This window comes from Paraburkholderia sp. GAS448, from assembly GCF_050435685.1.
In the GTDB taxonomy this organism is placed as follows: domain Bacteria; phylum Pseudomonadota; class Gammaproteobacteria; order Burkholderiales; family Burkholderiaceae; genus Paraburkholderia.
In genome coordinates, this window is record NZ_JBNDKT010000014.1 from 168,790 (window position 1) to 188,977 (window position 20,188).

Annotated in this window: 19 protein-coding genes and 6 pseudogenes; 5 read left to right on the forward strand and 20 right to left on the reverse strand. The window is 59.2% G+C overall.

Annotated features, from left to right (window positions below; genetic code table 11):
• Positions 1-228 precede the first annotated feature (228 nt).
• The 4 genes and pseudogenes from ligD to P3T23_RS24895 form a co-directional block, all read right to left on the reverse strand.
• Positions 229-897, reverse strand: a pseudogene (ligD, locus tag P3T23_RS24880) (non-homologous end-joining DNA ligase); the annotation flags it as partial.
• 35 nt (positions 898-932) lie between these two features.
• On the reverse strand, positions 933-1,094 hold the full coding sequence (locus tag P3T23_RS24885; RefSeq protein ID WP_429318774.1) for a DUF1328 family protein: 162 nt from the start codon (positions 1,092-1,094) through the stop codon (positions 933-935).
• Between the two features lie 94 nt (positions 1,095-1,188).
• Complete coding sequence (locus P3T23_RS24890; protein ID WP_429318775.1) at positions 1,189-1,377, reverse strand: DUF3008 family protein; 189 nt, start codon at positions 1,375-1,377, stop codon at positions 1,189-1,191.
• A 199-nt stretch (positions 1,378-1,576) separates the two neighbouring features.
• A pseudogene (locus P3T23_RS24895) lies at positions 1,577-1,645 on the reverse strand (DUF1488 domain-containing protein); the annotation flags it as partial.
• 518 nt (positions 1,646-2,163) lie between these two features.
• Between P3T23_RS24895 and P3T23_RS24900 the strand changes: the two are divergent.
• Positions 2,164-2,490, forward strand: a complete 327-nt coding sequence (locus tag P3T23_RS24900) for a hypothetical protein (RefSeq protein ID WP_429318776.1) — start codon at positions 2,164-2,166, stop codon at positions 2,488-2,490.
• Between the two features lie 244 nt (positions 2,491-2,734).
• Here P3T23_RS24900 and P3T23_RS24905 read toward each other — a convergent pair.
• The 6 genes and pseudogenes from P3T23_RS24905 to P3T23_RS24930 all read right to left on the reverse strand — a co-directional run bounded on the left by P3T23_RS24905 (position 2,735) and on the right by P3T23_RS24930 (position 6,065).
• Positions 2,735-3,795, reverse strand: a pseudogene (locus tag P3T23_RS24905) (PDZ domain-containing protein).
• Between the two features lie 328 nt (positions 3,796-4,123).
• Entirely contained in the window at positions 4,124-4,630 is a 507-nt protein-coding gene (locus tag P3T23_RS24910; RefSeq protein WP_429318777.1) for a DUF421 domain-containing protein, read from the reverse strand.
• A 109-nt stretch (positions 4,631-4,739) separates the two neighbouring features.
• Positions 4,740-5,198, reverse strand: a pseudogene (locus P3T23_RS24915) (divalent metal cation transporter); the annotation flags it as partial.
• Complete coding sequence (locus P3T23_RS24920) at positions 5,158-5,385, reverse strand: hypothetical protein (protein WP_429318778.1); 228 nt, start codon at positions 5,383-5,385, stop codon at positions 5,158-5,160. The gene P3T23_RS24920 and the pseudogene P3T23_RS24915, both read right to left, overlap by 41 nt.
• A gap of 110 nt (positions 5,386-5,495) precedes the next feature.
• Complete coding sequence (locus P3T23_RS24925; protein WP_429318779.1) at positions 5,496-5,789, reverse strand: hypothetical protein; 294 nt, start codon at positions 5,787-5,789, stop codon at positions 5,496-5,498.
• A 66-nt stretch (positions 5,790-5,855) separates the two neighbouring features.
• Positions 5,856-6,065, reverse strand: a complete 210-nt coding sequence (locus P3T23_RS24930) for a hypothetical protein (RefSeq protein WP_429318780.1) — start codon at positions 6,063-6,065, stop codon at positions 5,856-5,858.
• Between the two features lie 62 nt (positions 6,066-6,127).
• On the opposite strand from P3T23_RS24930, the pseudogene P3T23_RS24935 reads away from it, so the two are divergent.
• A pseudogene (locus P3T23_RS24935) lies at positions 6,128-6,723 on the forward strand (IS6 family transposase).
• Positions 6,724-6,809: 86 nt separating this feature from the next.
• Here P3T23_RS24935 and P3T23_RS24940 read toward each other — a convergent pair.
• From P3T23_RS24940 to P3T23_RS24955, 4 genes and pseudogenes are all read right to left on the reverse strand, one after another.
• Positions 6,810-6,983: pseudogene (locus P3T23_RS24940) on the reverse strand (CsbD family protein); the annotation flags it as partial.
• Positions 6,984-7,103: 120 nt separating this feature from the next.
• Positions 7,104-7,259: a DUF3309 family protein gene (locus tag P3T23_RS24945; protein ID WP_429318781.1), complete on the reverse strand. Its 156-nt coding sequence runs from the start codon at positions 7,257-7,259 to the stop codon at positions 7,104-7,106.
• A gap of 805 nt (positions 7,260-8,064) precedes the next feature.
• Positions 8,065-8,403, reverse strand: a complete 339-nt coding sequence (locus P3T23_RS24950; RefSeq protein WP_429318782.1) for a BON domain-containing protein — start codon at positions 8,401-8,403, stop codon at positions 8,065-8,067.
• A gap of 1,308 nt (positions 8,404-9,711) precedes the next feature.
• Complete coding sequence (locus P3T23_RS24955; RefSeq protein WP_429318783.1) at positions 9,712-11,151, reverse strand: hypothetical protein; 1,440 nt, start codon at positions 11,149-11,151, stop codon at positions 9,712-9,714.
• A 99-nt stretch (positions 11,152-11,250) separates the two neighbouring features.
• Here P3T23_RS24955 and P3T23_RS24960 point away from each other — a divergent pair, with 99 nt between their 5' ends.
• Both P3T23_RS24960 and P3T23_RS24965 read left to right on the forward strand, forming a co-directional pair.
• Positions 11,251-11,406: a hypothetical protein gene (locus P3T23_RS24960; RefSeq protein ID WP_429318784.1), complete on the forward strand. Its 156-nt coding sequence runs from the start codon at positions 11,251-11,253 to the stop codon at positions 11,404-11,406.
• Positions 11,403-11,615 carry a DNA-binding protein gene (locus tag P3T23_RS24965; RefSeq protein WP_429318785.1) on the forward strand — a complete coding sequence of 71 codons (213 nt, stop codon included), beginning with the start codon at positions 11,403-11,405 and terminating at the stop codon, positions 11,613-11,615. Before P3T23_RS24960 ends, P3T23_RS24965 begins: the two co-directional genes overlap by 4 nt.
• 464 nt (positions 11,616-12,079) lie before the next feature.
• Here P3T23_RS24965 and P3T23_RS24970 read toward each other — a convergent pair whose 3' ends face one another.
• Positions 12,080-13,420, reverse strand: coding sequence for an aspartate aminotransferase family protein (locus P3T23_RS24970; RefSeq protein ID WP_429318786.1), 1,341 nt, complete (start codon positions 13,418-13,420; stop codon positions 12,080-12,082).
• A 246-nt stretch (positions 13,421-13,666) separates the two neighbouring features.
• Here P3T23_RS24970 and P3T23_RS24975 point away from each other — a divergent pair, with 246 nt between their 5' ends.
• The gene (locus tag P3T23_RS24975; RefSeq protein ID WP_429318787.1) at positions 13,667-15,232 is read left to right on the forward strand and encodes a PLP-dependent aminotransferase family protein; all 1,566 of its coding nucleotides are present in this window, start codon (positions 13,667-13,669) and stop codon (positions 15,230-15,232) included.
• Between the two features lie 513 nt (positions 15,233-15,745).
• Here the strand turns inward: P3T23_RS24975 and P3T23_RS24980 are convergent.
• From P3T23_RS24980 to P3T23_RS25000, 5 genes are all read right to left on the reverse strand, one after another.
• A complete protein-coding gene (locus P3T23_RS24980; protein WP_429318788.1) occupies positions 15,746-16,777 on the reverse strand; it encodes a tyrosine-type recombinase/integrase in 1,032 nt (343 codons plus the stop codon).
• Positions 16,778-17,675: 898 nt separating this feature from the next.
• Positions 17,676-18,398 carry an SDR family oxidoreductase gene (locus tag P3T23_RS24985; RefSeq protein ID WP_429318789.1) on the reverse strand — a complete coding sequence of 241 codons (723 nt, stop codon included), beginning with the start codon at positions 18,396-18,398 and terminating at the stop codon, positions 17,676-17,678.
• A gap of 143 nt (positions 18,399-18,541) precedes the next feature.
• Entirely contained in the window at positions 18,542-19,015 is a 474-nt protein-coding gene (locus tag P3T23_RS24990; RefSeq protein WP_429318790.1) for a DUF417 family protein, read from the reverse strand.
• A gap of 183 nt (positions 19,016-19,198) precedes the next feature.
• A complete protein-coding gene (gene gcvH / locus P3T23_RS24995) occupies positions 19,199-19,579 on the reverse strand; it encodes a glycine cleavage system protein GcvH (RefSeq protein ID WP_429318791.1) in 381 nt (126 codons plus the stop codon).
• Between the two features lie 42 nt (positions 19,580-19,621).
• The gene (locus P3T23_RS25000; protein ID WP_429318792.1) at positions 19,622-20,143 is read right to left on the reverse strand and encodes a DUF3331 domain-containing protein; all 522 of its coding nucleotides are present in this window, start codon (positions 20,141-20,143) and stop codon (positions 19,622-19,624) included.
• Positions 20,144-20,188: the final 45 nt, after the last annotated feature.

Genomic DNA, 20,188 nt, shown 5'->3' on the forward strand with positions numbered 1-20,188 from the left:
GCTCGATCGTCAATCGACGAGGCCGGCGTCCTGACGGCTCCAGGTCATGCGGCTGGCCACCAGTCACATGCACACGGCACGATTGATGCTCATAACATCAAAGTGGTGGGTAAGGCTTCCCTGCTGCCGCTGCTGCGGGTCTTCCCACACGCTGGGCTCTTACCTGGGCAGCATGAATCCTGTTTGCTAATGCAGGAGAACGATCATGCGCAGAAGACAGTTCATCCTTCAATCGTCCTTTCCCGATCGATCGAGACGCTTTCGCATTGCCGCGGTGATGTGCTGCCGGCACGTCGAGTAGCCGGCCCACGGGTCACTCTTGAGCGCGTCGAGGCGCTCGCGCAGATTGCCGATGGTCCATTGATCACCGCCGGTCGTGTGCTCGACTTCATTCCACGCGAGCGGCACCGAAACGCCCAGCCCTGCCCGCGCGCGTGCCGAAAACGCCGCGATCGTGCTCGAACCGCGGTTGTTGCGCAGATAGTCGACGAAGATCTTTTTCTTGCGGTTCTGTTTGCCCATCTTCGCGCTGAAGCGTTCGGGCAGCGACCCTGCCATATGTTGAGCGACCGCCTGCGAGAACGCCTTGACATCCTCCCAGCCCAGCGCCTTCGCGATCGGCACCACCACGTGCAGCCCCTTACCCCCGCTCGTCTTGCACCACGATTCGAGGCCGAGCTCGGCAAGCAGCTCGCGTGCGAGCTGCGCCGCTTCGATCATCGCGTCCCAGTCCAGGGCGGGGTCCGGGTCGAGATCGAACACCATCCGGTCGAGCTTTCCCAGGGCCGACGCCACCCCGTTCCAGGTATGAAATTCGATCGCGTCCATCTGCGCAGCACTGACGAGCGCCTCCATGCTGTCAATCGTCAGGAGCGGCGCATGGCCGGGGTCGAGGCCCTTGACGTTGCGATCTTTCCGGCCTCAGGTCACCCTCATCGTCGAACGACGCCGAGCAGCAGCGTGACGAGGAAAATCACGAGAAAGATGTAGAACAGTATTTTCGCGATGGCTGCCGCGCCGGCTGCGATCCCGCCGAAGCCGAGGACCGCCGCGATGATCGCGATGATAAAGAAAATGAGCGCATATTGAAGCATGTCACTTCCCTCCTGATGGCCCGCACGACAGGCGGGTAGACTTTATTGCAAGGCGGCTTGGCATCGCCGCTTTTTGAACTTGCCGCAGCTTCGTTCACTGCCTGGATTTGTGCTGAGGCTTGCCCTTCTGCTTCGTCGACGCAAAGTCCTCCAATTGCGCCTCGCTCATTGACTCGTACATCGATTTCGAGGCGCCCTTTAGTGAGCCGACTTTTCTCTCGCCACGCTTTGCAGAAAGCGCGGCGCCCGCGGCCATTTGCTGCGCTTTGGATTTTGCTGGCATAGCGACCTCCGCTTTCGCCCAATTGACGCGTCCTGCTTCTGCGCAAGTGTCTGCACTCTGAACAATCCGCTGTGCAAGACAACTGCCGCTCTGCCGTTATCTTTGAGGGCTTGCTCGCGGACCGGTTGAAAGTCTGTAAGACCCTCCCAAACGCGTCGAACAATGCGCCTTCGAGTGTCGATTCAGCTCCATAGCGGTCTTCGAGCGCCTCTGCGGTCATCATGCACACCACCGGCGAGCCATCGACCTGCGCGACAAACCGGACCACGACATAGGCGCCGGCGTAACTGGGCTCGCCATCAGGAAAATGCCCTTGCGTGTTGAGATCCGTTCTTTCCTCCCCTTAGCCAGCATTCTCCGTGCCCGGCATCGAAATTCCAGGCGTAGCATTGCGGGCATCCAGGCTAAGATCACCTCTCTTCAGACGAAATCCGCTCACTTTTCGACGCGCCACCGTGCTGGCTACGCCCCCTGGGGCGGCTACCCCGCAACGCCGCGATGTTCTACCTCGCCACCGGCTATGCGCTCAGGCCGCCGGGCATTTCGGAGGGTCATAGCGTGCGTGCTCCTCCAGCACACATCTTCCACGCAAAAGGAGCGGGACCTGTCTGATTGCAGTGGAGAGTTCTATAGTAATTAGACCTGCCACTTGTTGACTGGCCGGGAACGCCGCGGTGCATCAATAGGCCAGTTGGCTCAGGCAGATGACCGACCGTACCACGTTGGGGATCCGGCAAAACGGTGCCCAAACTTACCGTGGAACGACCTTCGAGGAGGGGGTACATCATGCTGCAAGCTCGCGAAATCCAGAAGCGTTTCACCCATCTGGAGCAAACCATCGAGAAAGCCTCACAAGCGTGTCACGCCGACGCCTCCGTGCCTAAGGAGCTTTTGGACTGCGTTGACCAGCTCGATAAAAAATCCGAAGGCGCGAAAAAAATAATGGAGTCAAAAGACGAAAATCGCATGCGTCAATGGATAGACGACCTTGAGCAGGTCGGCGACCGTGCGGAGCAAGCGTGTCAACGCGCGGCCAGCGTAAATGCGAAAGTAAAAAGTGCCGTCATCTCGGTTCACGCTGAACTTTCCGATCTGAAACGGCGGCTCCATTAATTTCTTTCTAAGAGCAGCCCTGCAGCGTGAACTTCGCCAGAAATGCGTTGCAGGGATGTTCTTCCGGCCGGTGAAGATGCGATCGAAACCGGTGCGTCGCCTGGCACACACCTTCGCCGACGCTGACGGCGCACCGCGGGGACCGCGTTACGGGGATAAATAAGAAACACTTTCCGCATATGACGAACACAAGCCGCGGCGCGAATCGCTCGCGCGTGATGTCGAGCTGCCCACCCCTCGCTGTTCATTTAAGTTCGACCGAAACAAAGCTGCGCGCATTGTTGCGCTGGATCAGCACCGCTATCTCCTTCCCTGCCTTTGCTTCCAACGCGGTCACTTGCTCTTGCGATTCGACCGGCGTGCCATTGAGCGACAGCACGATATCGCCGGGCTGGATGCTTGCGGTTGCCGCTGGCCCATGAACCCCGTCCACCATCAGACCTACAGCAAGTCCGCTCGCCCTCGTTCAGCGGATGCATGATCAAGCCCAGACGATGCATTGCGCTGCCCTCGTTTTGTCGAGCGTTGGGGCTTTCCGAAGACGCGCCGACCATGACCGTCATCGTCATCGGTCTTCGATTGCGGATCAGTCTGAGTGTGGTTTTCGTCCCGAACCGCAGACCAGTAGCATCCTCGACGAGTTCGGCGAAGCGATCAATCGTCTTGTCACCGAATTGCACGATTACGTCGCCTCGCTTGATCCCGATCGCAGCTGCCGGTGTGCCGGGTTCGACGGAATTGACCAGCGCACCTGCCGGTCGCGGTAGGCCAAAGGCCCCGCCAATCCGGGGCCGACGTCCTGTACCTCCACGCCAGGACCGCCCGAAGGTAGCTTGCGCTGGGTTTGCAACTGCGATCGCACCTTGGTCGCCACATTGATCGGCATGGCAGAAGTCAGGCTATGGTACCCGTCTGAGTCCGTATAAACCTGCACGTCGATACTTCGTCGGCTTGATCCACCACATGAGCCGTGGTCAGAATGAGGCCATCGGGGCTAACAATGAACCCGGAGCCGACACCTGATATCGCGCCTGATGGGTTGCGTTGAGACTCCTGCGGTTGCTGCGCCGCGCGCTTGAAGAACGCAAAAAAGGGATCGTCAGGATCGAGCGCCACGAAGGCTGGCGCCGACCCTTGCTGCTCCTGGGCAGTCGTGCTGACATTTACGACGGCGGGCCCGTATCGCTCGACGATGGTGGGAAAGTCGACCGGCGCGGCAGGGTTAGCCGGCGAAACCCGCTTCTCCTTCGCAAGCAGCGGAGCCGCGCCCGCGGCAGTCGCCGCGTTGACTTCAGGCACGGACAGCCAACGAGAAATACGGCTATCGCGGCAGCGCAGAAAAAGGTGCGGGCAAGCGCGTGAACATAGCGCACTTCCAGGACGGTCGTTATGCCGGGGGCCAGGCGCGTGAAGCGCCGATAGCTAACAGGCACTCCGGATAAATTATTTCACGCCCAGCGAACGGCGACTGTGACACAGCGCACCGACAAATTCGAAGACGAAAAAACCTGCGATGATCAACGCATTGACTGCGGCCGCGCGGCCCACCCATCCGATCCGCGCTCCGGTTTCACGGACGCGAAGGGAGGGAAGCGAGCCAATAGATTTGTTTGGCCGATGCTCACCGCAACCCTTACGACTGCAATTGCCGCGAGGGGGCCCGGATGAGGCTGACCTCCCCATTGCGCTCGAGAATCGCGGCCTCGACGGCGGCCAGATCGCGCGCGCCAAGCTGGCGCCGAGCTGATTCGAGGACATCGGTGCGCGTGATCAGGGCGGCGGACATCTGCTGTTCGTCAAAACGACCATCACGATAGATCTCTCGTTCCGCGCCCACCACCAGGCGCTCGAGGGACTCGGAACGGACACACGCCCAGGCCAACGCACGGTGAAGCACGACGATCGTCAGCGACGCGATCGTCGTCGCAACGGCCGGTGATGCTCCGACAATGACGCGGCTGAGCGTTGCGCCGAGGAGAATGGTGACCACGTAGTCGAATGGCGAGCGCTGGCCGAAAGAGCGCCGTCCCGATATGCGGATGAACACCAGACAGCAAACAAAGACGACGATCGCCCGTAGGGTCATCTGTAACGCGGTCAGATCCTTCCCTTCTCCAAACACTGCCACGATGGTGTTCATGTTTCGCTCCGCGTCGGGTTGAAGCTGGCCGGTTGGCCGGATCGTAATGAAACCGGCCGTCTCAGGAATCCTCGTCAGGGAGCACGTCGGCCCTTTCGGGACAATCGCTTCAACCGGACAGGAGCATCGCCAGGGCAGCCAGCCCCATCACGGCTGTGGCGACCCATCCTGCCCAGCGCAGGAGGCCGACCACGGCAAATTCGCCCATGACCTTCCGGCTACCCGCCATCAGCATCACAAGCGCCATGATCGGAACAGAGGTCAGGCCGTTCACGACAGCGCTCCAGTACAACGCCTTGATGGGATCGAAATGCGCGAAAGTCAGCGCGACTCCGCCAAGCAGCGCGACGGCAATGACAGCGTAGAACGGTTTCGCCAGACCCACTCGCAGCGCCAGGCTGTTGCGCCACTTCATTGTGCCAGCGGTCGCGTAGGCGGCTGAACCGGCCAGAACAGGCAGCGCGAGTAGTCCGGTACCGATAATGCCCAGACTGAACAACGCAAAGGCTAGCTCGCCAGCGATAGGCTTAAGCGCGCTCGCTGCGTCCGCCGAGGTTTTCACGTCGACGGTAGGTGAGCAGCAGCGTCCATAGCAGACTGAAGCCAAACTGTGCGCCGGCCTGGGAGTATGTCCCGATGCCGCTGGGGTCATCATCAGCTGCGCCCGTGATAAGGCCGGGCCCCAGCCGCCTGATCCACGACGGCTCGCCCTCTTCCTCGACGGCAAGCTCGGATTCGATATGTTTTTCGGTCATCGCCGCTCCCAGTCACTGCCTCTTGCATCATTGCCCGGCACGAGCGGGCGCAGCAATCTGCGCACCCGACGTCGACCTCAGCGCTCACCACGGTCGGTTCGCCGATCCTGTCAGTGTCCGCCGCAGGGCACAGGACGCCGAATACGCCGCTGTCCGGTATGCAGGAAGCGGGCATCACTTGTCGCCTTCCTTGGAATCCCGGAGCCTAACTTGCGTGCCTCATGCAAAACGATCGCGACATCATGCATCGGCCTCGGTTCCCGAATGGCCCGCATTGTCACTTTCCGGCGCGTACGCAACCAGTGCACAGGTCCGCAATGCTCGCGCAGCAGGTCGAGCAACGTGGTCCAGGGTTCGATTTCGAACGCGTGCCTTGCACGGTTGATCTCGAAGATCACCGTCATCCGCTGCGCGTCCGGTTAAGCGACGTCCAACGGGACCGGGTGGTCTCGCGTGTTCAGCGTGCTCATTTAGCGTTCCTTGATTCGTCGCGGGTTCACCGAATCCCGAATTGCCGCGCGTCGCGCGCCTATCGCGGACGCGTCCGGGTCAGCCTGCCGGCTGCGGTACCTTGAACCGACAATCAGCGCTACGATCGCAAGCAGGGTGCTGACCACAGCGAACACCGTGTTCGCCCCGGCGTGGCCCAGATAACGGGACAGCGCGGCAATGCCGATCACCGGTAACGAGTTGCCAAAATAGCAGGCAGGGCTATCACGGTCACCGCTTCCCTCCCGTCGTCATCAGCTGCGCGGCTTGCTGGTATTTCCGGTTCAGCCTGAGCCTGCGCGACATCGAGGAGTTGTTGCTCGAGCGTAGTGTCGTGGTCACGTACGAAACGATCCGTTGCCGGTGCAACAAGTTCGGCGCTGGATTCGCCCATTGCGCGAAAGCAGCGCGGCGCAAGCCGGACAGCACACGGCATCTGGACGAAATTTCGTGATGCTGCGCAGAGAGCAGTATCTGTTGTGGCGAGCGGTCGACGAGCACGGTGCCAAACTCGCCAGACGGGCGATGACGTCGTGTTCGACATACGCCGTTTCTTGAATGCGCGGCGAGCGATACCCGAGACTACAAGGGCGGCGGTGTGGGCCGGACGACCCTTCGATAACGGAGGAGATCGTTCGGCCGGCCTGCTCGTGTGTGTCGAACCGGCTGCGGGAGAGCAACAACTTCCCGCTCAAAAACCTTGACGGACTGCCTCAGGGCGTGATCCGGCAGCACTTCACGTTACCCAGACATCAAATGAACGCGGCACGCCATCGTGTCGTACTCAAAGAACGCTTCGCCACATGGCATGGTTGGACAGTTACTGGCGTAGTCGACAAAACAATCTGATAAGGAAAACTACTCTTCTACTACACAGGTAACCTATACCCGATAACTTGACAGAGCCGTTTCTCAGTGCAAAGCCGAGCATTCCAGGGCCGCTTCCTGAATTGCTCTTTCGCATCGCCGTATAAGGCTTGTGTCTTACCAACGACCTGTTCGACTTTGCCCTTCACCCTGGTTGTTTCATTTCCCGTCACCTTGCCGGCAACTTCCTTCAGCTTTCCTTTTGCTTCCTCGATGCGGCCCTTCACTTGGTCTTTGTTCATCACATTATTCCTCGAAAAGATGGATGACTGAGATGCGGACGCTGGCCGGACGTTCTTTTCCAGATCAAACGCCCGGCCACGACTGTCTCGCGCAGGAGCCAACCCAATCGGGTTTCGCGCTTATATCTGCCCCAGAAGCAGCAACACAAGCACGACGACTAACAGCGTGCCTAGCACGCCGCTGGGCATATAGCCCCACGAACGGCTGTGCGGCCAGGCCGGTATCGCACCGATCAACACGAGCACCAGTACGACGATCAACAGGGTTCCCAACATAGAACTTCTCCTTTGCGACTCCGTGTGTTGACGAACTTCGTCGCTGTTTCGCTAAGTGCGACGCACTCAGGATTCGGATTTCCAAGCACGATAACCGCACCGCACAATCAATTGAATCATCGGTCTGGTAGCAGCAGCCGTTGCCCACCGAATCGCGGAAAGCAGCATAAGTATTGAGCCTTATACCCGAAACCGAAGGCTTTCCGGACTCTGACTTACATAAAATCCAATTTCTGAGCGCGCACCCTGCTGGCCAAAAACACGACGGTCCGATACGTCCGGTACGCGCGCCTACCCCGGATTTTCCGGATCCGCGGGTTGCTTTGCGGCGGGTGAACGGTATCGTCGATCTGACGCCCACCACGCATCGTTTCGCATGGTGCACGCGCAAGACCTTCGTGCAGGGCGCCGCATGACACCGATTGTTCGGCATGCGAAACTGCATCACGATGCCTGACGTGGCGACAGCACGAACAGCAACAATTTCGTGCTTCCGATCCTCAATAGTTGTGCTCCTTTGTCGATTTTTCATGCCCGTTCTTTATCAGATAATGGCGCGTTCAGTCGTACGTTCCATCCGGACAGCACCGTCGGCAACAGCACCGGCGCAAGCTCCATGCCACTGGTGCGAGGGGTCGTAAAGTGCCGCATGCGCGCGAGTGCCGGCACAACGATGCATCGATCGGGCACACGCCCGCTGCAACAATTGCTCGAATCGGCAAGATTGGCAGATCACCCCGGGCCCACCGTTCATCATTTCTGATACAGCCTTGCACGCAGGGGTTGATGCCGGCGCGACGCGGGTTTATTCCGCCGCCACCTTCAGAAGATTCTTGATGCTCCTGACGCCGGACACGTTCTGCACGACTTCTTCGGCAGCCGATTTGTCGTCGGCGGACGGCACCGAGCCGGTCAGCCACACGATGTCCTTGCGTGTCTTCACATGGATATGGGTCGACTTCACGTTCTGCGCGCCAAGCAGTTCGGTCTTCACCTTGGTAGTGATCGTGCCGTCATCGATGTGTTGTCCGGTAGTTTGGGAGCCGGCCGGCGGCGCCGATGCACTTGTCTGCGCGGTGGCGTTCAGCGCGAATGTGACACATGCGATGCTGCCGGCGGCCTTGAGGAACTGGATGAATTTCATGGATTCTCCTTGCGGTTATTTATGAGCATTGCGGTCCTGTTGCCTGTGCGGTCGATCACGATTCCCGCAGCTGATCACACGCGTAGGATCGTCACCACTACAGTTTCGTTGTGGGCATCGGCCGCACGTCTTCGCATTCCCTGAAAAAATTGGGTATCCGTTCATATGTCGTTATCAGGCAAGTGACATGCCGGATAGGCTGCTCCGGGGTATGCCGGGGTGGAAGATCGCTCAGCGCGTTGCATAGTGGGGATTGCATTCAGGCGAGGCGGTGCGATGCCGGTCGTGCCATGCGCAGCAAAGGCATCCGCAATTTGCAGGACCCGTGTAAAAATTGCGTGAGCTATCAGGGCGATATGCACAAGCGAAAAATCAAAGCGTAGAAAGATCAGTGTCTTGCAGGAAGTGGTACAGCCGTTGCTGTATCAACGCGACAACAATTTGTCCGGCTGTCCGCTGCACCGCTCTACCATGGACTGAGTGGTCGCCAATAGTGGAGACCAACGGGTTAAGCAGCGATTTGATTTTTGAAGAACTGCTGCGTGAAGGCGGCAGGAGACAGGTAGCCAACGGTCGGCCAGGCGCTCACATCGATCGCCTGCAACTCGGGCTTCCAGTGGTTCATGGTCCTTCCTCGGTCCCCACAAATGACGTCAACAGAGACAACGGTTGGGTGCGAAGCTCCGGTGCCCTGACCCGCCCGCTGTACAACAAGCCAAACAACATCCCCACTGTGGTCGTGCCGTCCAATGACCGAGGACCGCAACATCTGGGCTGGGCCAAATCATGGTCGGCACGTCGGCAGCTACATGGCGATCGCCTGGACGGGCGGTGCGGCGCCCTAGAGTCCAGACGAGTCCCGTTGCGCAAAATCTTACGACTAGCCGAGGCGGCCATTCCGTGTCTAACCTGGTGCGATCGAGATGAAAAACGGCACGGCACCTCGCCTGCGCGAGAAGAACACCGAAAGTGGTGGCACCATGAACTGGAGCAGGTCAGGTCTCCCTTTGGAGCCAGCCGCCGTCGACGACGCCGCGGCTGCGCTGCCCAGGGCCTCTCAGATTTTTGCCCTCGAAGTGTGCCTGCGAAGCGATAACAAATCCTTAACTCTAACTTCTCGGACAATTGGACTGTTGATGCCCATCGAATTCTGACCCACAGTGGGTCAATCTGTGTGGACATCAACACTGCGTATCGCTGCGGCGAGACTTATCCAACTCAGCGATGCCTTCGATCCCCGGCAGGAAAACGTTGCCCCATGTCCCTCTTTGATCCAACGATCGAGCGTACCCGCCAGGTGTCCTTCGTCTATTGCCCAGCTCCTATCGGAATGGCTGGATACCGCTTGCGGGTTGTGATCTGATCGTTACTCCCGCCGACTCGTGAAGGATAGCCATGTCCTACTCCTTGAAGAATCGCATTACCGCCAGGCGGATCTTTCTCGCCGTGCTGCTGGAACGCGAGGCGCAGATTGTCGAACAGCTTGTTCGTGGCAATGCTGCCCTGCTCTTGCCGGGCCTGCACTGCGACGCCCGACACGGCATTCGTTGCGCGGCCAAGCAATTCGTCCGTCACGCCGCCTACCTGCTGCATCATCTGGATCGAGCGCGAAGCCAGTTCGAGGTGAGCCGGCGCGAGGTCGCGGTCTACGTTCAACTCGATCTGTTTGCCCTGCACCTTCTCAATGACTGCATCCGGCCGCGCGATCTCCTGCCGGAACTTCTCGATGTCGCGTACCGCGCCCTCGTCCATGACGACCTTGTTGGTCGACAGGATATAGAGCGACTTCGACAGGCGCTTGTTCACGTCGTCCTGCATGCCGCGCATGTAGCGGATGACACCGTACGGCATTCCGTCGCGCGCACGGCGATAGCCCCAAATCGGGGTGAACGGGTAGCGTTGATGGCGGTACGGGCTCGGCGCGAAACACATCATGTCCTTGGTGGTCATGATCGCGCAGTACATGCGCATCGTCGGCGCGGTCGCGAGCACCGCGCGGCCAGTCTGCACTTCGAGCAAGTGGCGCTCGTCTTCCGGATCGAAGATTTCGCCGCGGAAGTCGGAGCGTGTGCCGCGCAGCTTCTTCACGCGCTCGGGCATGCGGAACCATGCTTCGATCAGGCGCACGCGCTTGCGGGCGTACGTCATGGCGTTGCGGATATTGCCGTTCATCGCGCGCTCGTACTCGTTCGAGTCCATAGCGTCGTCGCCGTCGATGTCGTCTGCGCCCCACGTTTCGTAGTTGTTGAGCGCGGCGGATTCGAGTTGCGCCTTGCGTTCGTGGAACAGGGCCACGGCAACGTCGAGGTCGACCCACTTCACGCGGAAAATGTAGCGGCAATCGGCCATGTCGAGCCGGCGGTAGGTCGAGTCCCAAATGATATTGCGCCAGCTTTCGCTGTTGGCCGTGATCGGCTCGCCGTCGTTCTCGTCCTGCACTTGAGTTTCGAGCCACGACAGGCCGGCCTTCACGGTCTCCTCGAACGCTTGCGAGCGCTCGAACGGCAACAGGTTCACGTCAGACAGGTACTTCAGCAGTGCCGTCTTGCGCTCGGCGGCCTTCCCGCCATCCTTGCGACGCGGCAACACCTTGAAGTCGGCGCGGCCGCGCTTCTCGCTACCAATGATCCAGTTGATCGATTGCGCAATGACGTTGTAGACCGTGGCGGCCTGGCCCCGCTCGCGAAGCTCCTCGATTTCCTCTTGCGTCCACTGGATGCTGTCGTAGTAGTCCTCGTCTACGGCCATTTCGGCGCGGTTGTGTTCCTGCCGCGCCAGCTCTTGCCGGTAGTAGGACAGAACCCTCTGCGCCGTTCCGCCGCTACCTCGGCACTCTTGGAGCCTGAAGTGAAGCCGCGCACTTGGTACGTCTATCGCGGCGACAGGCTTGTCGCCGTCGTCGAAGCAATCACCGAGTCCGGCGCACTCGCTTACGGCGCAGAGCGCGCCGGATGCCAGGCGCACGAGGTCACGGCACAAACTACGTTTAGGGAAAGAAAATGAGCGATATTGAACAGGTCTCGAGGCGCGCGGTACAGCTCTACGCAGAGAGTCGCCCGCGCCCGTCGCAAGTCACGATGACGCAGGCCGGCGAAATGCTCGGCCTGACGCGCCAGACGATAAGCAAGATGGTGAAGGCCGGGCAGATGAAGCTCAACCGCTGCGGCCTGATTTCGATTGAACAGGTTGATCGGATGCTTGGACCCGTCTAGAGGTGAATAAGTCGCGACCTGATCTGACAGTCTCAGTCAGACCAGGTGGCAAGCGGCTTAACCAATCTGGAGGCGAAGGGCGGCAATCGACCCGTTATAGGTAGTCCGTCCCGCCGTGACCTGAGCGACGGCTTCCAAGGTAGAACGGTCAATTTCCCCAACGAGTCGAACGGCAAGTTATCGGCCACGTTGCCGTTCACTGACCTGCCTTGAAGTGTGCTTCCGACCCTGTGCCCAGACGTTTGCCACCCGGTAGTCAAGGACATTCGTTTTCGATAGATTTTTGGATCTTTATTCGAGTTTCGATGCATGGCGATGCAGCCGCACTTTCCGCAATGGAGTCCCGTGAGGTCGCGTTGGCGACTGAAGCCCTCAGCCTCCGCCAGCGCGCCTCGGGCTCGACGACAAGATTGCGTTGGAGTCGGCCGTGGGTGACTCCAACAGCAGGTTTATCGCGCCCGGATCTAAATTCTTGCAAGGTCTTGAAAACTCCGATCCAACGCCTCATAAACGGGCTCGACGTCGTCCATGCTCAAGCACAGTGGGGGCACCATGCGAAGGACATTCCGATAGGTCCCAGATTTGGACATCACCAACCCATGCTCGCGCGTTCGCTCGAACACGTACGCCGTCTCTTGCGGTGCAGGCTCCCGGGTGTCGCGATTTTTCACCATTTCGATCGCAAGCATGAAACCGCGTCCACGAACGTCGCCGATGATTTGGTACTTCTCCTGCAGGGAGAGTAATCGCAACTTGAGTGCTTTACCGACACGATGAGCATTGGCCAACAAGTTTTCTTCTTCGATCACCCTCAGTACCGCTCGACCTGCCGCGCAGGCTATCGGGTTCGCTCCGTAGGTATGAAAGATGAATTTGTTACTCATGGCTTCAGCAATCTCTTTCTTCGCCACAACCGCGCCAAGGGGGATTCCGTTACCGATGCCTTTGCCCATAACGACGATGTCAGGCACGACGCCTTCGGCCTCAAAGCCCCACATCGCGTCCCCTGTTTTACAGAAACCACTTTGTACTTCATCCACAATCGCGACACCGCCGGCCGCGCGCGTACGCTCGAATGCGCCCTGCATGTAGCCAGGCGGCATTTCCACGATGCCGCCATATCCCTGAACCGTCTCGATCAACATTCCGGCCAGCGCACCGCTCGTCATGGTTGAAATCGTTCGATCGAGATCGTCGAGATAGGGCTGGGTTCCCACACCGAAAATACCTCTATATTGGTTCGGGTCCGCGGTGAATGCAACGTTGGGCAACTGCCCAACATTGTGGCGGAAGCTCTTGATGCCCGTCACGCCCTGTGCCCCATACGTGGCACCGTGATAGGAATTGCGCAGCGCGACGATGTCATGATGCCCCGTGTAGGAACGGGACATCATCAGTGCCAAGTCAATGGCTTCCGCTCCTGAATTGGTGAAATGCACCACCCACTCGTGCCCGGCAGGCATTGTCCCCACAAGCTCTTCAGCGAAATGCGCCGGAACAGGATGGTAGAACATCGTTGTGCAATGGGTGAGCATTTCCACCTGCTCGCGCACTGCGGCGAGCACTGCTGGATGAGCATGTCCAACACTGATGCACAAATTCATGCCCAACAAGTCGGTAAGCCGATTATTTTGCTCATCCCATACGTATTGCCCGGATCCGCGTTTGATGATGAGCGGATTTTCGTACGGAACGAAGGCTCGTTGCGACGCGGAATAAAACCGGTCGCGTCGACGAATAATGGCATCTCGATCCCATTCGACGTTCAAGCGTGGGACAGTTCGCGGCAATTTGGTGTCGGTCATGATTTTCTCCATCGAGAGTTGGTTTACCTTTTAGATGCAAGGTCAACTCTGAACCTGCAATAGTCAACCAGACAGTTCCACGCAGCGGGTTTCATGGTGCCAAGCGGAGCAAGCGATGGTATTTCGGCACCACGGGTGCATCGCGTGAAACACAAGCATGGTGCCAGATGGCTTTTGTGATGGAGCCACGGGATCCTAAGCCTTGAAAATGCGTTCTAATGGCGATAATACCGACCCGAGGCACCCATGACACGTCCCAGATTCGAAAGTGCGATGTGGAAGCGTTTGTTCGACATGCGCCGGAACTCCTCGGCGACACTCCAGGCGCAATTGCGTGAAGTCATCGTCCACGCGGTGCTCGGCCGAACCATTCCGGCGGGCGGATGGTTGCCTTCGTCTCGCGCGCTGGCGGAAATTTTGCATGTAAGCCGCAACACGGTCACGATTGCCTACGAGGCTCTTGTCGACAACGGCGTGCTCGTCAGCACTCCGCGCCTCGGCTATCGAGTTAGTCCAAAGTTGCTGCATGAGGCGCACGATGCGCCTGCGGCGCCGCCCAGACGCTTCGGGCGACCTCCGGATTGGGCTACCCGCCTTGTCGACGCGCCATCGTGTCTTCCGTCAGTCAGCAAGCCGCTCAATTGGCAAGACTACGCGTTCCCGTTCGTTTACGGTCAGTTCGATGCAAGCCTGTTTCCTGTCACGGCTTGGAGGGAGGTCAACCAGCTGGCGCAGCGCACAATGTCCGTGCGGGAATGGGCCGGAGATCGCGTGGACACGGACGATGCAATGCTCGTTGAACAGATCCAGCAGCGCCTCTTGCCGCGACGTGGAATTTGGGTATCGCCGGACCAGATCCTTGTGACAGTGGGTGCGCAGCATGCGGCTTACCTGATTGCGTCGTTACTCCTGGGGCCGTCGTGCGTGGTTGGCGCAGAGGAGCCGGGCTATCCGGATATTCGAAACATATGTTCCCGCTTCGGCGCACGCATCGAGATGCTCCCTTTAGACAAATTTGGATTGACGTCGATCGACAGCGCTGTAGGCTGCGACTACGTTTACGTCTCGCCGAGCCACCAGAACCCCACTGGCGCCACGATGCCACTGGCGCGGCGCGAGGCCTTGCTCGAGGCCGCTGCTGAACAGGATTTCGTGATCATCGAGGACGACTACGACAGCGAACTGGTCTATGAAGGCGCCGCCACGCCCGCCATCAAGGCGCTCGACCGGGACGACCGGGTGATCTACATCGGCAGCCTATCGAAAACCATCGCACCCGGACTGCGGATGGGTTACATGGTCGGGCCGACCGAGTTCATCAAGGAAGCTCGAGCCATGCGGCGACTGATGATGCGACACCCGCCTACCAACAACCAACGCGCGCTAGCGCTCTTCCTTTCGCTCGGTCATCACGAAGCGTTGATACGTAAGCTCATACTGGTCTACCGTGCACGCGCGCAGGTGCTCGTCGATTCATTGCGGGATCATCTTCCGAACATGTCGTTCGTACCACCGCGCGGCGGCTCGTCGCTGTGGTTGAATGCGCCTCCTGAAGTCGATATGTCACGGATCGCAATGCGCGCCCGTACGCGAGGCATTCTGTTCGATGCCGGCGAGACTTTCTTCAGCAGGACGCCGCCGCCAAAGAGTTATTTTCGTCTCGGGTATTCGTCGATGCCTACGGTTCGGATCGCCGAAGGCATACGGGTCCTGTCGCAGGTTATCGGCGCGGGGGACCGCGGCTTCGGTGAACCTTGCCGCGACCCTGCCGCGGTCAGCCCTGCATATCGTGAGGTCGGCTGGAAAAATTAGAATGACAACGTCCCACAGACTTCGGGAACGGAAGCATCGCAACTGGGATCCGCTAAAGCCCTCTGCAGGGAGGAATTCCCTGAACAACCGCAGCGAGAGTATCCGCTGCGCTTGACGGAGCGGCTGCTGGGCATTTCCATCAGCGGCTATGGCCAGTGACGAAGACGGGCGCCGTCCTCGAGAGCGAAGTAAGAGCGATTCATTGAAGTCGGCGTGTTCACCGCGCACCAACCCAGCGCGAAAGCGTCGGTCCCAAGTACTTGCGCGCTGTTGTTGGAAGCGTTAAAAACGCGGAAAATTGTGGGAGCGGAGTTTCGCGGACGCCTTTCGACATCGAACTTCAAAGTACGGTCATGACGCGACGAAAAGGATTCGTTCGGGGGGAAGGTCCGTTATCTCAGTGGAGCCGACGCTTGAATGTCCGCCTGAGCGCGCGGTCGAACGTCTGAAGCTGGCCCGAACTGAGACTCGCGACCTAGCACCGTCTGTCAGATCAAGTCCAAATTTCCACGTTTAAAGGCGCGCCGCGATGTCTTCGGCCGACTCGCGGTAATACGTGTTGCTTAGTAGTGAAACGTCCTTGTGCCCGCTGATCTTCGCCAGCGTGAGCACGTCAACCTTGTGGGCGAGGCGCGTCAACGCCTCGGCCCGCGAATCGTGAAAGTGCAAATCCTCAATCATCAGCCGGTCCCGCGTCTTGCGGAATAGCGCGTCGAGCGATGCCGACGAGACCGTAAAGCACAGCTCGCGATCAGCGACAGGCGCCAGCAGGCGCACGGCATGACGCGTCAGCGGGATACGGCGAGGGAGTTTCGTCTTGTATTGCATCTTGTGATTGACGGTCGCGACGCGCTTCTGCAAGTCGAGCGTGGCCGCGCCGAGCTGCAATATCTCGCCCGCGCGCATTGCCGAGCGGAGCGCGAACAGAAACGCGAGCGCAACCTCCTGTGATTTCGTCTCGGGCACCTGCCCACTCACATAGCCGAGTCCGCGAACGATCCGCCGAACGTCGCGCCACGGATGGACACGGCGCGTCCGCGGCGCATTGTTATCCGGCCGCCCTACGTCCGTGAGCGGGCTTTTCTCGACCCACTTCCATTCGCGCCGCGCGATGGAAAACATGTTGCTGTATAGACCCAGCTCGCGCAGCACAGACCCGCCCGTAATCTCGCGCACCTTCTTACCGTTCGGGGCAATGAAGCCCTTCATGCGCCGGTCGCGCCACTCTGCCCACATGGTCGTGTCGGCCGCCTCCAACGTGCGCGAGGCGTATTCAGGGAAGTTGCGTATGAATGCAGTGATCCGGTTTTCCTCCCACTTCGATCCGCCCTTCTTCCCGGAAAAGTCTTCAACGTATTTCAGGAGCGCTTCGCCCAGCGTGTGCTTTTCTGCCTCGGGCTTGCCGGCGGATTCGCGCAGCTCAGTCTCGCGCGCCGCTCCCCATGCCTTCGCCTCGCGCATGGTGCGCAGTACCTTCGAGTCGCGCGCGCCCGCGACGTACACCTGAACCCGGAAGCCGCCCTTGTGCGGAGTGATCGATGCCATCGTGGGGAACCCCGTGCGTAATGTTTGGGGAGTTAATTATACTTTTTATCCCTTTCAACAGTGAAAGGCGCACGGTGATATTGCTATGCAATGCACGTAAGATGTTCTTTTAACGCGTTTTTACTTTTTGCGAATTCTTACGTTTTGAAGGGTGGTGCTGAGGCCGGACTCGAATACCGCCACCCTATCCTTCACTAGCAAGCATCCGCACTTCTACGCGGAAAAACATACCACCAGAAATACCACCAAGCGCGACGTGCTACCTTCCGTCAGTCCCGGCGCCGACGGCATTTACCTGCGATCTCTTGCTCAGCGCAATCCCCACTCAATTGACAACCACCCGCCGCAAACCCAATGCTCGGCCTGACTCGGATCCCATAGCGCCCTCCGATACCGTCAACGATACCGGCATTCCCGCCCAGCACTCAACGGCCTTAGGTGGGCCGCATCGGAAAATCAGCGCCGCGTGCTTGAGAAAAATCGTCCAAGCGATGCATCTCGAGATGACTTCGGAAGTTGATACCGTCAGCGATACCGTCAGGTCACAACTGCGTAACTGAGACGGCCGGCGGCTGATCGGCCTTTCCTGCCGTTCGACAGTCAACCGTGATGCGTCCGCTGGACGCCTTTTAACGGTCGTTCACCACACGCCGGTGCGGATGTCAGCTTGCGTCTGAGGCGAACGCGCACTAGGGACCCTTTACAGACATACAGTTTCCGATTCCGTGGTGACTGTTTACCAGCAAACAGTCATTGAACTCAGGAAGATGAAGGTTGCTTCATCGGCGCATAGCCGCCGCGAATACGGCCATGCGTGGTGTCGGCAGTTTCGCTTCGTTCAAGTGCGAGAACGAAACGAAGAAGTTGCCTCTCGTCTCGATCGACCAAAGGGTTTGCGTCAAATCGCCGCCTTGCCGATCGAAGCGCCACCATCGACAAACAGTGTCTGACCAGTGATAAATCCTGCCGGCTCGGACAGAAAAAACTCGATGCTCGCGGCCAACTCGTCCGGCTTCCCGAAACGCTTCATCGGCACGAGCGATAGAAAGCGCTTTTCTGCGTCGCTACCGATCGGGGTGTTCTCCCGAAACATCTCCGTTTCGGTCGGACCGGGCGCCACCGAGTTGACGGTAATGCCCGAGTCGGCGAGCTCCAGCGCCCACGTCCGCGTAAAGCTGATCATGGCGCTCTTTGCTGCCGCATACGTGCTCCGCTGCGCGACGCCCAGTACGACAAGACTCGACAGATTGACAATCCGGCCCCAGCCTTTCTCCTTCATGCTCGGCAACAATGCCTGAGCGGTTTGCACCGCTGGAACGAGATTGGTGCTGAACGTGCGGTCGAGATCGTCCAGTTCAATTTCACCGAGTCGCGCAAGCTTGACGAACCCCAGGTTATTAACAACGCCGTCGAATGAGTAAAGCGAAGTCAGCTCGCGCAGACCTTTGTCGGTCGCGGCGCGGTCAGCAAGATCGATGCTGACCAGCGTGCCCGGGAAGGTGGGATCGTCGGTGCGCCGTGCAACGCCAATGACTTGATGGCCTGCGCGAGCAAGCCGTTCGGACAGCGCGCGGCCGATGCCTTTGCTCGCACCGGTAATCAGGAAAGTTCGTTGGGTCATGATGGTCCTTCGAAAGGACAGGTTAAAAAATGCAAGACTTGCTGCGGGCCTGAATCAGGACAGTTTCGCGGCGGATCCTTCGGCAAACCCGATGCGCGGGACCAGACCAGTTCCGCGTTCCGGGGCTGCGAATTGCGAGCCCCTCATGAAGCCGCGGAACGCGGCGACAGAGAGGCGAGCAGCAGCGTCAAGCATGCGGCCAACAGGGCGACGTCCTTCATCAGAAACTGCTCCAGCAACGTCGAGATGATCGGGAAACCGGTCGGGCTGATCATCGTGATACCCGGCGTACTGAAGACAAACGAGGTCGTCATCAGAAACGTGCCACTTGCCAGCGCCGCACCCAAGGCGGACAACGCCGGAACCATCGCCCCGATGATCAGCGCGGCCGCTGTGATCAATTCGATCGTTCCCACTATCCGCGCTTCGCCTCTCACGCCGAACACGCCTAGCCAGCTCATGAACGGGCTGTGAGAAATCAGCGGTTCGATTGCCTCAGCCGCGTAAGGCGTGAACTTCTGGATGCCAAACCAGATAAATATGGTTACCATCGACCACCGCAATAGCGCCAGATAGGCGCCGCCGTTTTTCTCTGCAACAAGGAATTGAAGTCTCATGATCTTTCACCCTCTGTCTGGAAATGTCGCAACCACGCTTCCTACCTCTGGGTAGGTGGAAAGCGACGTCGTGACGGCGTGGTCGACCGACGCGAACGGTCTCGTTTCAACTTGCATGTCGATCCGGCTACGGAGGCTATCTCACGCGATGCGCGGACGGTTGACGGCTGAGCGTCGGCAGACTTACTGATCGATCGCCTTCCCATATTCTGCTGGCGTGAGCAGGTGATCGCCGTTTGCTCCGCTTGCCGGCTTGACACGAAACAGCCAGTGCTCATATGGGGCACTGTTGATGGCGTCGGGCTCGCCGGTCACTCTCGTGTTTGCCTCGACGATCTCGCCCGCCAGCGGCGTGTGGATGTCGGAGGCGGCCTTGACGGATTCGATCACGGCGACGGCTTCGCCCGCGCTCACGATCCTCCCGACTTCCGGCAATTCGATTGAAACCACGTCGCCCAGCGCTTCCTGCGCGTGTTCCGTAATGCCGACGGTCCATATGCCGTCAGCCTCGGCGCGAGACCACTCGTGCGACGCGGTGTATTTCAACCCGTCAGGGATATTCATTTCACGCTCCTTTGATTGGATTACGGACGTCATGAACGTCGGTTATCGGGCAGCAAACTGTGGGAGGTCGATGTTCGCGGCAAGAATCATCGCGGCAGCGTTCGCCGGCAGGACGTACCGGACATAGGGCTGGAAGATCTCGTCACCACGGCGTATTTCCGCCCCGCTCAGCGCGCACACACCAGCGCGTCTGGAAGTCGCCTGACGCCAGACCTGATAGCCGTAGCAGCAGCTTGTCGAATCGCGCCACGAGATGACAGCGCAGGCCGGGGTCGAGTGTTCGATGACTTCTATGTGAACATTTGACGGATTGCCGCCTTTCTTCGCGTCATTTGCCGCCGGGCGACAGTTGCGACGTTCGCGTGTCGCCGTAGCCGGAGGTTCGGCCTCGCCATCGTGCGCCCCCAGCGACCTCGTGATATGTCGCCAGCGCAGTTCATGATTCGTAGTACCGGAGGTTTGGTCTGCAAGTGGAAACGGATGGGAGCTTGCACCCAATATGGAAGACGACGCCTCCGCAGCGCTCCCATCAGCCGGCGAAGACACGCGGGCGGAATTTCTCATCGAGCTCTCCAGGAATGGAACTTCGTTGCTTGACAGACGGTGCGC

What these genes read in the sequence shown, in the direction of transcription:
- P3T23_RS24945 (WP_429318781.1), bottom strand. Translation starts at nt 7,259, where the DNA reads ATGTTGGGAACCCTGTTGATCGTCGTACTGGTGCTCGTGTTGATCGGT.
- P3T23_RS24885 (WP_429318774.1), bottom strand. Translation starts at nt 1,094, where the DNA reads ATGCTTCAATATGCGCTCATTTTCTTTATCATCGCGATCATCGCGGCG.
- P3T23_RS24955 (WP_429318783.1), bottom strand. Translation starts at nt 11,151, where the DNA reads ATGGCCGTAGACGAGGACTACTACGACAGCATCCAGTGGACGCAAGAG.
- P3T23_RS24910 (WP_429318777.1), bottom strand. Translation starts at nt 4,630, where the DNA reads ATGAACACCATCGTGGCAGTGTTTGGAGAAGGGAAGGATCTGACCGCG.
- P3T23_RS24920 (WP_429318778.1), bottom strand. Translation starts at nt 5,385, where the DNA reads ATGACCGAAAAACATATCGAATCCGAGCTTGCCGTCGAGGAAGAGGGC.
- P3T23_RS24985 (WP_429318789.1), bottom strand. Translation starts at nt 18,398, where the DNA reads ATGACCCAACGAACTTTCCTGATTACCGGTGCGAGCAAAGGCATCGGC.
- P3T23_RS25000 (WP_429318792.1), bottom strand. Translation starts at nt 20,143, where the DNA reads ATGAGAAATTCCGCCCGCGTGTCTTCGCCGGCTGATGGGAGCGCTGCG.
- P3T23_RS24980 (WP_429318788.1), bottom strand. Translation starts at nt 16,777, where the DNA reads ATGGCATCGATCACTCCGCACAAGGGCGGCTTCCGGGTTCAGGTGTAC.
- P3T23_RS24965 (WP_429318785.1), top strand. Translation starts at nt 11,403, where the DNA reads ATGAGCGATATTGAACAGGTCTCGAGGCGCGCGGTACAGCTCTACGCA.
- P3T23_RS24950 (WP_429318782.1), bottom strand. Translation starts at nt 8,403, where the DNA reads ATGAAATTCATCCAGTTCCTCAAGGCCGCCGGCAGCATCGCATGTGTC.
- P3T23_RS24890 (WP_429318775.1), bottom strand. Translation starts at nt 1,377, where the DNA reads ATGCCAGCAAAATCCAAAGCGCAGCAAATGGCCGCGGGCGCCGCGCTT.
- gcvH (WP_429318791.1), bottom strand. Translation starts at nt 19,579, where the DNA reads ATGAATATCCCTGACGGGTTGAAATACACCGCGTCGCACGAGTGGTCT.
- P3T23_RS24970 (WP_429318786.1), bottom strand. Translation starts at nt 13,420, where the DNA reads ATGACCGACACCAAATTGCCGCGAACTGTCCCACGCTTGAACGTCGAA.
- P3T23_RS24975 (WP_429318787.1), top strand. Translation starts at nt 13,667, where the DNA reads ATGACACGTCCCAGATTCGAAAGTGCGATGTGGAAGCGTTTGTTCGAC.
- P3T23_RS24900 (WP_429318776.1), top strand. Translation starts at nt 2,164, where the DNA reads ATGCTGCAAGCTCGCGAAATCCAGAAGCGTTTCACCCATCTGGAGCAA.
- P3T23_RS24990 (WP_429318790.1), bottom strand. Translation starts at nt 19,015, where the DNA reads ATGAGACTTCAATTCCTTGTTGCAGAGAAAAACGGCGGCGCCTATCTG.
- P3T23_RS24925 (WP_429318779.1), bottom strand. Translation starts at nt 5,789, where the DNA reads ATGACGGTGATCTTCGAGATCAACCGTGCAAGGCACGCGTTCGAAATC.